Source organism: Alteribacillus iranensis (assembly GCF_900113025.1).
GTDB lineage: Bacteria > Bacillota > Bacilli > Bacillales > Marinococcaceae > Alteribacillus_A > Alteribacillus_A iranensis.
This window is the reverse complement of record NZ_FONT01000002.1, coordinates 149,460-162,411: the sequence shown is the minus strand read 5'-3', so window position 1 is coordinate 162,411 and position 12,952 is coordinate 149,460. Positions and strand designations below refer to the sequence as shown.

General features: G+C 38.9%; 12 protein-coding genes. 11 read left to right on the top strand and 1 reads right to left on the bottom strand.

Going from position 1 to position 12,952, the window contains the following annotated elements:
* The first annotated feature begins 21 nt into the window (after positions 1-21).
* Complete coding sequence (locus tag BM095_RS04850; protein ID WP_091658294.1) at positions 22-858, top strand: alpha/beta fold hydrolase; 837 nt, start codon at positions 22-24, stop codon at positions 856-858.
* Positions 859-1,239: 381 nt separating this feature from the next.
* Here BM095_RS04850 and BM095_RS04845 read toward each other — a convergent pair whose 3' ends face one another.
* A complete protein-coding gene (locus BM095_RS04845; protein ID WP_091658292.1) occupies positions 1,240-2,166 on the bottom strand; it encodes a ketopantoate reductase family protein in 927 nt (308 codons plus the stop codon).
* 290 nt (positions 2,167-2,456) lie between these two features.
* Here BM095_RS04845 and BM095_RS04840 point away from each other — a divergent pair, with 290 nt between their 5' ends.
* The 10 genes from BM095_RS04840 to cas2 all read left to right on the top strand — a co-directional run bounded on the left by BM095_RS04840 (position 2,457) and on the right by cas2 (position 12,424).
* Entirely contained in the window at positions 2,457-3,596 is a 1,140-nt protein-coding gene (locus tag BM095_RS04840; RefSeq protein ID WP_091658290.1) for a M14 family zinc carboxypeptidase, read from the top strand.
* 674 nt (positions 3,597-4,270) lie between these two features.
* A complete protein-coding gene (gene cas6 / locus BM095_RS04835; protein WP_091658288.1) occupies positions 4,271-4,996 on the top strand; it encodes a CRISPR-associated endoribonuclease Cas6 in 726 nt (241 codons plus the stop codon).
* Between the two features lie 15 nt (positions 4,997-5,011).
* Entirely contained in the window at positions 5,012-6,808 is a 1,797-nt protein-coding gene (gene cas8a1 / locus BM095_RS04830; RefSeq protein ID WP_091658287.1) for a type I-B CRISPR-associated protein Cas8b1/Cst1, read from the top strand.
* On the top strand, positions 6,805-7,698 hold the full coding sequence (gene cas7i / locus BM095_RS04825) for a type I-B CRISPR-associated protein Cas7/Cst2/DevR (RefSeq protein WP_091658285.1): 894 nt from the start codon (positions 6,805-6,807) through the stop codon (positions 7,696-7,698). The genes cas8a1 and cas7i overlap by 4 nt, the downstream gene beginning before the upstream one ends.
* Entirely contained in the window at positions 7,695-8,381 is a 687-nt protein-coding gene (gene cas5b, locus BM095_RS04820) for a type I-B CRISPR-associated protein Cas5b (protein ID WP_091658283.1), read from the top strand. The genes cas7i and cas5b overlap by 4 nt, the downstream gene beginning before the upstream one ends.
* A gap of 55 nt (positions 8,382-8,436) precedes the next feature.
* Positions 8,437-10,650, top strand: a complete 2,214-nt coding sequence (gene cas3, locus BM095_RS04815; RefSeq protein WP_177194694.1) for a CRISPR-associated helicase Cas3' — start codon at positions 8,437-8,439, stop codon at positions 10,648-10,650.
* Positions 10,651-10,664: 14 nt separating this feature from the next.
* Positions 10,665-11,177, top strand: coding sequence for a CRISPR-associated protein Cas4 (cas4, locus tag BM095_RS04810; RefSeq protein WP_091658278.1), 513 nt, complete (start codon positions 10,665-10,667; stop codon positions 11,175-11,177).
* Entirely contained in the window at positions 11,174-11,623 is a 450-nt protein-coding gene (gene cas1, locus BM095_RS16830) for a CRISPR-associated endonuclease Cas1 (RefSeq protein WP_281243863.1), read from the top strand. Before cas4 ends, cas1 (BM095_RS16830) begins: the two co-directional genes overlap by 4 nt.
* Positions 11,623-11,994 carry a CRISPR-associated endonuclease Cas1 gene (cas1, locus tag BM095_RS16825; RefSeq protein ID WP_281243876.1) on the top strand — a complete coding sequence of 124 codons (372 nt, stop codon included), beginning with the start codon at positions 11,623-11,625 and terminating at the stop codon, positions 11,992-11,994. The genes cas1 (BM095_RS16830) and cas1 (BM095_RS16825) overlap by 1 nt, the downstream gene beginning before the upstream one ends.
* Before the next feature lie 166 nt (positions 11,995-12,160).
* Positions 12,161-12,424, top strand: a complete 264-nt coding sequence (gene cas2 / locus BM095_RS04800) for a CRISPR-associated endonuclease Cas2 (protein WP_091658275.1) — start codon at positions 12,161-12,163, stop codon at positions 12,422-12,424.
* Positions 12,425-12,952: the final 528 nt, after the last annotated feature.

Sequence of the window (12,952 nt, the reverse complement as noted above, 5' to 3'; positions counted from 1 at the left end):
AATACTAGAAAGGTTGATTATATGGGCTCCTATGTAAAAACAAAATCAGGTAACTCATTGTATGTTGAGGATATACACGGGGTTCAAGGAACCATTATTGCTGCCCATGGACTGACTGGAACACACAAGCAACTTCACTATTATAAAGAGGTATTTGGCGGGGATTACCGCTTTATTAGTTATGACCTACGAGGACGCGGCAACAGTGACCCGGCTTCGCCTAATACTTCTATATTTTCTCACGCAACTGATTTAATTGAACTCATCGAAGAACTAGATGTTGAAAACCCAATTTTAATGGGGTATTCGATGGGAGCTTATATATGCGCTCTTGCTGCGGCTAATTTACCCAGGGTCTCTTCGCTTATCCTACTAGATGGCGCTGGAGATGCAGATGAAGTTTCTAGAGAATTAATGCTTCAATCGTTAAACAGAATAGCAAAAGAATATTCCTCTACAGACATGTACGTTGATGAAACACGCCGTTTGTACAAGAATTTTAATATTGAATGGGATGAAACTATCCATTCTATTTCCCGATATGACATTCAAAAGGCACAAAACGGTAACTGGCAGCACAAATCAAATGTTTCCGCTTTAAAAAAGGACATCGAAAGCTTTTATTCTTTCAATCCCATGGAAACTAGTGCTTCCTTGTCTTGCTCAATACTTCTTGTTATTGCCACAGGGAGTATTGGAGATAAACGCTCATTATTTACAGAGGAAATGTATCATAGAATTCAGCACTCCAGTTCTGACTTACACACAATTAAAACACGAATCAATCATTACGAACTTGTATTCAATAGACAACCTGACGATTTCTATCAACGTATCCGCTCGTTTTTAAGCCCGTAAGATAATATGAACTCACTTTTAAGAGCGAAATGTAAGCACAACTCAACATCTTCCAAATTTTTACTAGGTTAATGGCTTAATTTGTCAATTGTCGCATAATAAACTAATAAATTTTTTATATGAAGAAAAAGCGATCAACAACTCCGAAGGAATAACTTAACACTTTTCGTACTTCTGATTGAAAGATGTCAATTAACAATCTCTATCTAACGCGTCTTAAAAGACTATAATTACTCTTTATGGGATCGACGTTCCCGATAGTTTGTACCTAGTTCTTTCTTTTATACAACAGCAAAGACAGTTTGAAATCGTTCTCACCCTGCGACGCAAATTCACTCATGGCAATAACGCAGGGGAGAACTTTTTCGTATGGGTTACCTTCTACTCAGGTGCCCCGTTTTCATATGGCTTCAATAATCCATACACCGTTTCCACTACGGGAACGGAGACGTTATATTTTTTCGCATAACGGAGGGCGCCGCCGTGCAAGTGCTCGACCTCGATCGGAAGTCCTTTCCTTAAATCTTGATGCATGGAAGACGTGGCATCCATCGGTGTTTTCCTCAATCTATCTTGAATTTCCTGGATCTCTTCCTCCGTATAAGGCGTGCCATCTTTTTCAGCAAGCATTGCCATTTCTTTGATCATATTCTTCGAGACAGCAAAAGTGGCTTCGTTATTGAGCGTAAATCGATGAGGGAGGCGAGTAGTGGCAGTTACTCCTGAGAAAGCAGTGATGTAAATATATTTGCTCCACATTTCTTTCGTGATATCGTCCACCTGTTTAATCGTCGTATTCGCCCGATGTCCAATATCAGCGAGTTCTCGGCAAATGCCCCGCTGCTTCTCATGGATTGGCCCAAATTTTAAAGAGCCCTTCGCATTCGTGTGTTCGACATGTCCTTTTTCATTCAATGTGGCAATAATAGCCACAAACCCACCAAGCACATTTTCAGCTCCCACCGCTTCCTGCAGCCTCGGCATATGTTCCATTCCGTTCAAAAGTGGAAGGACAAACGCACCGGTGTTTTGCTGGATTTGTTTGAGTTGCGGCAATACGCCATCCAAATGATAGCCTTTCACCGCAAGAATAATAAGGTCTATGTCGGTTATATCATCTGGCGAGGTGAACAAGACAGGATCCTTTATTTCCATGTTTCCTTCCGGGCTATGGATGTGAAGCCCTTCTTTCCGTAGCTGGGCCGCCCGCTTGTCACGGACGAAAAAGGAGACATTCTCTCCAACCTCTGCTAGTCTCCCGCCAAAATAAGCTCCCAACGCCCCAGCACCATGAACTAAGATATTCATAAAAAAGCAGCCTCCTTATGTACGATTGTTTAGGTTCCTTTCATCGTAACACGGAAAAGTATGTCGATTCTGTTTATTGTCGAACTAAACCGTAATCAATTAAAAACGAACGATGGTCATATAACTTTGTCCCATGACTATATACCACAAATTACAAGTCTAGCTCCAAAAATACAAGGATAAAAGGATGGTTTTATTAAAAATATATTTAAATATTCTGAAATAAATGTTTTAATGAATTTATATAACGGCTTCTATCTAATTTACTAAATATTAACAGGAGGGATGGAATGAGTAAGAAAAAAGCCTTATATGTAGCAATGATTGTCAGTTTGATTGTGTCTATATTTGGCGGGACGGCTTTCGCGGAAGCAGACCGAGTCCCAGGAGGTCCATCTACGGAAGGAAACACAAATATTTCAAGTATTATTACATACGATGAGATGATAAAGGAGCTGAACAAACTAGAAAAACGTAGCAAAGGCAGCCTGGAGATCATGACATTGGACGAGTTTGGATACGAGCCTGGGAAAAGTGAAGCAGGCAGGGATCTTTATGTTGCCAAAATTGGGGAAGGGGATGAAAAAGTATGGGTTCAAGGCCGTATACACGGGAATGAACCATATGGAACAGAAAGTATTTTAGAAGTTATGAAAAAACTAGTTTCAAATGGATCACCTACTTATGAAACGTTAAGGGAAGAAATTACTTTTTATTTTATCCCGATGTATAATCCGGATGGAAGCGAAAAAAACATTCGTCATACGCTGCTGGAAGAATCAGAAGATAGGAGAATTGATTTAAATCGAGATTGGGCAGAGGATGGATTTGCAGCCTCCGAATCTCTTGCTTATTATTCGTTCTGGACCGATGTAAAGCCTGATTATGCGATTGATATTCACCACCAAGGTTTGAAAACGCAATACGGCACAAATAAAGCAGTCACATTGTCGTTAGGTATTTCTCTTGCGCCAGGCGGTCCAACTCTACCATCCATAGAAGACGGTGCTTATGATGAACTAACTCGTCAAATGCAAGTGTATGTATATGATGCTTTAAATGATTATGGAAATATTAACATTGATCGCTACACTGTAGGTGGTGGAGACTACGTCATTGACATTAAAGGAGGTGTCGTTTCCGCGATGATGCTGGGTCTTAATTACGATGGTATGAATGCAGACGGACACAGCAACCCGGCTGTTTTCTTTGAAACCTCCGGCAATACCAGAGATGGAAATTTGGGACAAAAATCCAGAGGTAAGCTCATCCGTCAAAATGTGCGTGGGCTTGAAAGTCTGTTGTACGGCATCGCTACGGAGGAAGTAAAAGATGTCGATGCCGAGCGCTGGGATGAGATTCCTATTTCTCCTATTAAAGGATACCAAACCGACGATGGTATTATTCCTATCGATAACGAAGGGTTTTAATAGCTGGTATTTTGCGACTCGTCGTGGCAGGGACTCAAATGTGGAAAGACCATAGGTGTTCGCGTACCTGTGGTCTTTTCTATCGTACGGATTGATCAGTGAATTGACCAAATCATCATATGACATGGTAAAATTATGTACCAAAATATACAGTTATTGAAGTTCTAAAATGATATACTTACAGTACAATTGTTGGTAACTCAAGGGTGCATTCGGAGATCCAAAGGATGATGGATCTTTTGCTAAAAACATACACCTCTTGTGTATAACACAAAAGCCAGCACATCCTGTGCAAGCCAGGTCGGCGTTGTCTCAGGACGATACCGTTATAGCCGATCTTCCATTGCGCTTTTTTGATGATTACCTTTGCTAGTCTCATCGATGTCTACTTAATTGTTCGCTCGTAGTTAATTAATTGAGAGGTTTTCATTTATCATTAAAAAGTGATTGCGAGTAAAAAAACGATAAGACATATTAATGGAACGTAGTGGGATGTAAAGATTAGTTTTTAATCAATACGAAAATTTTAACTGAACGTAGTGGAAACTCTCTGTACTAGCAGGGAGTTTATTAATTCAGAAAATATTGACAAAATACTACAAGTGTACTACATTACATTTAAAGAAAAATATGGATTAAAATCTAATAGGATCCTAAATAAAGGAGGAGGTTCAGTGAAACTACGAGTGACATTTACCATTCCAGATGGATATTTAGACTACGGATTTCAAATGGGTGTAGTTTCTCTTATTAAAGAGGCGTTAAGACGTTCTGATAACACATATTTCAACAAGCTGTACGGAAAAGACAATGTTACAAAACCTTTTTGTTTTGCTACTTTCTTTCATGAGCCTACATTTAAAAAAGATAAAATATTTCTTAAGCAGTTAAGCATAACCGTAAGCTCTCTTGATCACGAGTTTCTATTACACTTTCATAATGGCCTCATTCAGATAGTGGAGTTTCAATACAAAGAAGTATGTTGGATAAAAGAAAATGTCCAACTGTTGAAAGAAAAAAATATTTCTTCCCCGTCAGTCATCTTCAAAACCCTTTCCCCCCTCCTTATAGAAGACAAAAAAGGTAATCCGCTTTCTCCAGAACATACAAGCTACGAAGAAGAGTTAAACTACTATGCCGATGTGTTGGCTCAGGAATTCCACCACCGCTCGCTTTACCGGTCCATTGTCGTGAAAAATCACAATATGAAAAAGACGGTCATTAAGTCTACTAATCGAGAGTGGGAGAAAAATAAAAAAGGTTTTTTATATTTTACTGCTTATCGAGGGCTGATTGAACTAGATGGCCATCCAGAAGACCTAAAATTGATGTACCGAGTTGGCTTGGGTAGACGAAGAACACAAAATTTTGGACTGCTTGACGTTTATCGACAAACATAGGGGGTGTAACTGAAATTGAAAGTTGAACTACATGCGGATGACTGGCTCCTTACTATGAGTTTAGTTGGGTTAAAACGTTTATTCCCAGAAGAAGCGGAAGCGATCCCAACAGGAATTAGGTTTGACATGAGTCACTTAGAAGATATAACAGACAGGTATTTTAACTATTTATTAAACAATTACAGCATTGCAGAACGTGAAAATAGGATTACAGCTCGTTCCTTGTCAAGAATTGGTAGTAGTACCGATACATTCAAGGAAGCAAAAAAGCAAGTACAGAAACGAATGACAGACCAGCTTAAGAAAATAGTAAAATACTTTCCTGATTTAGAAGCCACGGCAGAACTGGAAAACTCATTAGAGGTAGTTAAGAAAATTAAAAAACAAGAAGAGTTACCGTTGCTTGAAGAGAAGAAAGATATTTACATTGAAACATTGCGAACAGAGGCCATCCATGACAAGTTAACACTAAATTTTGCTAAATCAGTCATCCTCTCCCCACTCTTCGGACAAGTAAGCTTTCTAAACGTAGTCCATAATTCAAAAACAATTTCTGAACAAAAAGAAATTATGGAGAAAGATTATATTCGACCCGCTATATTGGAGACGAAGTGGCTGGAGTTATTGAACAATGAAACAGACATGGAGAAGCTCCGCCAGTTTTTGGAGGATCACAATGATTACAAGCCATTTAAAAATTGGCTGAAAGTAGCAAAAAAGCTTGATACTGTCACTCAAATGAAAACTTATATGGAAGGAAATATACCACCCTGTATTTTACTCGAAGGCCAGCTCGGTACCGGGAATTTTGAAGAGATGATCTTTTCACCATTGGGTACTTCACTAGATAAATCGCTTAATTTCTCTTGGAACCTAAACAAAAAGCAACCAGTACCACTATCTGCTCTAGGGAGATTAATCCTATTTATGGTCCCGATTGGAGCTTCTGTTTATCAACGAAAAATCGGATTTGGCAATCAGTCTGAATACGAGAATTTCTATGGGTTTCTCTATTATAATGACCATTTTGCCAACGTTTATCAAACTAATAACCACTATCGAAGCCACCGCTTAAATGAAAATCCATTTGAAGAAGTTATTATAGATGTACTACAGGAAAGTACATCTAAAGCACAATACAAAAAACAAGAGTACATGTTCATTGAATTCCACTCCAATTATGATTCCAAAAAGACATTATTAGATTACTATCACATGCCAGCATACATCACAGAATTTTTCCTGCAGTCTGGCAAAACCCTGCGATGGATTCATCGCTATGAATACCGAGAAGCTTTCATTCGTTCTATTCTTGATGGAAAAGATCCAAAACAGATTTTATTTCGTTACATGAAAGAAGTCGTGAACAGTAACCGAGATGGGATAAATATTTTAATGGCCGTACGAGAGAGGAGAAGGTTTCAATTACTGAAAAAAGGAGTGGCTGATGTGAAAGAGAATAGCAAAATTGTCTATCATACTTTCAAGCAAGGGCAAAGTCTTCGTAGAAATCTACTTGGAGAACAAAAAGCCCGCGAAGCAGCAATGAAGGGGGTATACACTGCAGGCGGAGATAAACGTATAAGAGGTATCGCGTACAGGTTATTAAATGCTTCCAAGGCAGGGCACCGAAAAAACTTTCTTGATACAGTTTACCGATTATATTTAGGAGCTGATATGGAAATCCCTACCGTACTTCTTAATGTCTTACATGAGAGAGACGCAGATTTTGAAACGATAACTAGTGCTTTTATTAGTGGGCTGCTAAGTAACGACAATATTGAACAAGAAAATGGAGTGAAAGAGCAATGAAAAAAGCTATTACAGTGACAGTCGTCTTTCAAGCGAATTCATTAAACTATGGAGAAGGGATCTCAAATATTTCAGAGCTGAAAAAAATACATCGGGCAAATGGAGATGTATTAACATTCGCGTCGCGACAGAGCTTGCGTTACGACATTGTCCGGTTAGGTAATGAACTGTTCGATTGGAATTTAAATACGGTAGACAAAAGTAAAGGAACGGTCCAATTTAAGGATGATGTCACGATTGAAGATTCCGTGGAAATGGACTTATTCGGTTATTTAAAAACATCTAAAAAATCACAAAAACGGCCAGCGGTTGCACGTCTTTCCCATGCTATCTCGCTTGAGCCTTACAATAGTGACATGGAGTTCCTGAACAATATGGGTTTGGCAGCACGTATAGATGAAGATCCGAACTTAGCTAATATTGAGCAGCATGAAAGTTTATACACCTATACCATAACTCTCGATCTTACTAGACTAGGAAGAGATGGGGAAGTAGATTTATCAACGCAAGAAAAAACGAGTCGTCTACATCAATTACTAGATATTTTGAAAATCTTGAACCGTAATATTCGCGGTCGTCAGGAAAACCTTGCCCCGCTATTCGCAGTAGGTGGAGTGTATAAGGTCGCCAACCCATTTTTCCTAGGAAGAGTGAGTCTTGATACAGAAGAAAAAGGATGGAACATGGATATTGGGACGATTCATTCGGTCTGTGAGCAAACATTTGCAGGGAACAAGGTTGGAGAAGAAACGAGGATCGGTTTATTGAACGGTGTTTTTAGCAACGAAGAGTATATTCATGATGTGTTTGGGGAAAAAGTCGTCTCTATTGAAGAATTTTTTGAACGGTTAAAAAGTGACGCAACCGAGGCGCTCGGTGAGTTAGAATGAAGACTTTGCGTTTGGATTTATACCAAGAAACAGCCTGTTATAAGAAACCCCTAGCATTCAAAGTTGGAGAAACATACCCTTTACCTCCTTATTCGACGGTGAAAGGTATGTTGCATGCATTGATGGATGCTAAAACCTTTGTCCCTATGAGGTTGAGTGTACAAGGGAAATGTGATTCGCTGCTAATTGACTATCAATCTCATTATTTTTTTAAAAAGCTGGATAGCGGTGAATTGCCAATTATTTATGATGGGCTCGGTGTTTCTGTACCGGATAAGCAACACATCACGAAAATGCCTTTATATTCTCACCAGCTCTATAAGGTAGAATTAATGATTCATATTCAAGCTGATGAAGAAATAATTGATTCAATAATCCATGCCATAGAATCCGGGAAAGCGGTTAGTCTCGGCCGGTGGGAAGATTTAGTACAAATAAAGGATTACAGGGTAGTTGAATTAGAAGAAATGGAGGAAGGAACGACGAAGCTACCTGCATATGTTCCCGTGTCGCTTCTCGATGACGAAAATTATGTACCATACCGGTTAAATTGGAAGTATGATATCGTCCAAAATATAAGAAAATGGGAAAAAATTGACGTTGGTTATGTACAGGCCAATTACAGCATCGAAGAAGAACATTATATGGATGAGTGTGGAGATCTCGTATTTTTTCACCAATAATAAAACACCTCGGAGGCATGCTGCTTTCGGGGGTTTTTCTAAAGGTGGGATAGAATTGAAATGGTATGCTAAGTCAGAAAATGAAGAATCTATTAGAGAACATACAGATAAGCTACTAGAAAATCTCGTTATTTTGAAAGAACATTTAAGGGAAGAGCAAAAATTAGATAAAGCCTTTTGGGATTTACTCACAAGAATCGTAGAGTATCATGACATTGGGAAATTCGACTTAAGGTTTCAGAATAAAATACATGAACATCTTGGAAAAAGCCGTCCGTTTTCTCTGAAACGAGAGACGTTCGTCCCTCATAATTATATTTCTGTCGCCCTCATGCCACTGGCAGAATGGGATCTTTCAGAAGAACTTAAGAAGGCTGCCGCACAGGCGGTCGGTTACCACCATGAAAGAGATGTAGAGTTGGACCCTTCCTTAGTAAAGGATATCGTAAAACAAGAATTATCTCCGTATTTAGAAGAAATCCAATCACAAATGAAACTATCACTCCCAGATAAAATTAAAGCGAAGCCGGTTACATGGCTCCGACGAAGAGTGAAACCAACAGCAGATGAATCATTGTTTTACTATTATGTATTACTCAAAGGTTTCTTGCATCGGTTAGACCATGCATCATCCGCAGGCATACTTGTTGAGGAAGGAATACAGGAAGAAATAAGCGAATACACAAATCAATTTTTCAAGGAAAGGTTGAAGAAGCCGAAGCGTCCTTTACAAGTTTTCTCAGAAGAACAGAGAGAAGCTCATGTCCTGGCGGTAGCCCAAACAGGCATGGGAAAAACGGAAGCAGCCCTTTTGTGGGCAGGAAACAGAAAATTATTTTTTACACTCCCATTACGTGTGAGCTTAAACGCGATGTATTCCCGTATCATTAACGATCAAAATATTGCTTTTCCTTCTGAACATACCGGCCTTTTACATTCCACAAGCATGGAAATCATGGAAAAACATTACAAAGAGAAACAGGAGACGGAGTATTCAGAACCCCTGCACGAACAAACAAGACAGCTATCGAAGCGGCTTACATTAACAACGATTGATCAAATCTTAAAATTCCCTTTTTATTATCTGGGATTTGAAAAAGAACTTGCAACAATGTGTGGAGCAAAAGTAGTTATTGATGAATTGCAGGCGTATGATCCCAAAATAGCAGCAATGCTTATCCGGTCTCTTGAGATGATTGACCGTATTGGTGGAAGTTTCATGATTATGACCGCGACGCTTCCCGGCATTTATAAGAATTATATATTGAACAACGAGCGTATTAGTAAAAAGTCGGTCACATATAAGGTCTTTTATGATAACACCCTTCGTCATCGTGTCCGTCTACTTTCCTCTTCTATACTGGATGAAAGAGACACTATTGCAGAAAAGGCAGAAAGGAAAAAAGTCCTTGTTATATGTAACACAGTAGATCGTGCAAAAGAAATGTATTTCAGTCTTGAACAAGTCACCAGTCAGGTATACCTTCTTCATTCTCAGTTCAAAGCAAAAGACAGGCAGACGTTAGAACAACATATCCAGGATTTTGTCCAACAAGATGAGCCAGGGGTATGGGTGACAACTCAGCTCGTGGAGGCTAGTTTAGATATTGATTTTGATGAACTCCACTCGGAAATATCTCCCCTTGATAGTCAATTCCAGCGTTATGGACGCTGTTATCGTAAAAGAGAACTAACTGAACAGGAGCCTAACATATTTGTTTATACGGAAGATGTCTCTGGTAAGGGAACTGTGTATATGGAAGATATTACAGATAGGAGCATTGATTTGCTACAGGGACGACAGAAGGAAGAGTTGGAAGAAAAAACAAAAATGGAACTTATTGAAGACTTATATGACGAAAGAAAATTAGAAGGAACTGCTTTTTGGAGAGAATTTCAAGAGGCGGTGAGTTATTTTGACAGTATAGAACCTTACCAACTGACAGGAAAAGAAGCTCAAAATTATTTGCGTAATATCCAAAATATAAAAGTGCTACCGGAGGATGATGAAGATATTCTGGATTTAATAGAAAAGTATAAAAATGAAGATGAACAGGGAAAAAGGCGAGTGAGAAAGCAACTGGAGAGGCATTCCATAAGTGTGAACAAATACAGAGCAACAAACCAAAATCTTGTTCATCAAGCTGGTCTGCCAACTCGTTTGGGTGATTTTTATCTCATTGAATGTGAGTACGATTTTGATCAAGAGACGAAGAAGGGATTCGGACTGACTCTAAATAAGAACGAGAATTTAGCAAGCTTTCTTTAGAGAGGAGTGGACAAATGAGAGCCAAATCCGTTGGTGGCATCCATCTGCATTATTATGCACTGTGTAAGCGGAAACTTTGGTTATATGACAAGGGAATAGCGATGGAACACGAATCAGATCGCGTGCTTCAAGGAAGTATTTTGCACGAACAAGCCTATCCTCGTCTTCAGCAAAAAGAATGGCTTGTGGATGACGCGTTTCGAATCGACGCCATAGATGGGGAATACATTCGGGAGACTAAAATCTCGAGCAAAATGAAAAACGCAGACCGATTGCAAATGCTTTACTATCTTTATCAACTGGAGAATAGAGGGATTAGGAAGAAAGGTCTGTTAAGCTATACGAAGGAGAAAAGAACAGAAGAAGTCATGTTAGACGATGACACCAGAAAAGAGATAAAAAGAGCAATCGCAGAAACTCACGGGGTACTTGAGGAAGAGAGAACCCCTAAAGTCATAAAGATGCCATATTGTAAGTCTTGTGCCTACTATTCTTTTTGCTATGCCATGGAGGAGGATGAGGAATGAAAAGGGATCACTATTTATATTCCAATGGCCGTCTGAAGCGTAAGGACAACACGATTTACTTTGAAGCAAAAGGGGAACGTGCTAAACCACTTCCTGTCGAAAAGATACGTAACATTCATATTTTCGGCGAAATAGATATGAACAATAAAGTGCTGAATTATCTTAACCAATATGGGATTTGTGTGCACATGTACAACTATTATGGTTTTTATTCCGGCTCTTTTTACCCAAGAGAAGTACAACTATCGGGATATTCTATTACGAAGCAGAGTGAACATTATTTAGATGAATATAAAAGGTTGTATCTGGCGGTCTCCTTCCTGCAGGGAGGAATACATCATATGAAGCGTAACTTACGCCGCTATAAAGAAAAGACAGAAAAACAGCTCAGTGAAATCGAACAGAGGAGAGTACCTTGCAGGAATACAGGTCGATTCAGGAACTAATGGGAAAGGAGGGACGCATACGCCAATCTTATTATGACGCTTTTACAGCTATTTTGCCTGAGGATTTCGCTTACAAAGGTAGGAGTAAACAACCGCCGAATGACCCTTTGAACGCGCTCATTTCTTTTGGGAATTCCATGATGTACCGTGGCGTTCTGTCAGAGATCTATCGTACACAGCTCGATCCAACAATCAGCTACTTGCATGAACCTTCTACGAAACGATTCTCTCTAAGCTTAGATTTAGCGGAGATTTTTAAACCCTTGATCGTGGATCCTCTGATTTTTTCTCTTGTAAACCGAAAAGCTCTTACTTTAAAACACTTTGACATGCTTGAGGAAAAGATGTGCTATTTGAATGAAGAAGGATAGAAACGATTTTTGCGTGCATGGGAAGAAGCATTAGCCAGGTCTATCAAACATCGAAAGTTAAAGAGGAATACCAGCTACCGATATCTCGTACGCTTGGAGTGTTATAAATTGATAAAACACGTGATTAACGATGAAGTGTACAAACCATTGAAAGCGTGGTGGTAGGATGTTTGTGATGATTACCTATGATGTAAATCAAAAACGGGTTGGAAAAGTATGCAAGAAACTTAGGGAGTATCTAGATTGGACGCAAAATTCTGTATTCGAAGGAGAAATAACAACTGGTACCCTTAATAAATGTCTAGCTGAATTACACAAGATCATTAATGTCGAAGAAGATTCTATATATTTATATCGTGTATCCAATCCAAGGAATATAAAAAAAGATATTATAGGAGTCGAAAAAAGCCCATTTGATATCTTTCTTTAACAAAAAAATTAGAATATAATGTCAGTAAGTGAATATATAAGACCTGCAGTAAATCTTAAATTCGGTGAATGTGATTGAATCCCTTGCCAGAAAAGCATCAAAGTAGTACATGAATTATCACGTGAAAACACGACTGGTGATTCACTGCAAAATCACTGAATCCTATAGGGTCGGAATTCTTCTGAAATACCCGTCATTAAAGGAACTTACTGTTGTTCCATTTATGGGGGTTTTAACTGAACGTAGTGGGATATAAAGCGGCTATGCTCGGTATATTGGAACATGAATTTGGTAGTTTTAACTGAACGTAGTGGGATATAAAGTATACAAGGACGTCTTCTCGTAGAAACAAATCAATCGGTTTTAACTGAACGTAGTGGGATATAAAGCAACGAGAAAATCAAAAGAAACGCTAAAAAATAACTTGTTTTAACTGAACGTAGTGGGATATAAAGTTGCGGGCAGACGGAACAATGTCTCATCAAATCAAACGTTTTAACTGAACGTAGTGGGATATAAAGCCTTATA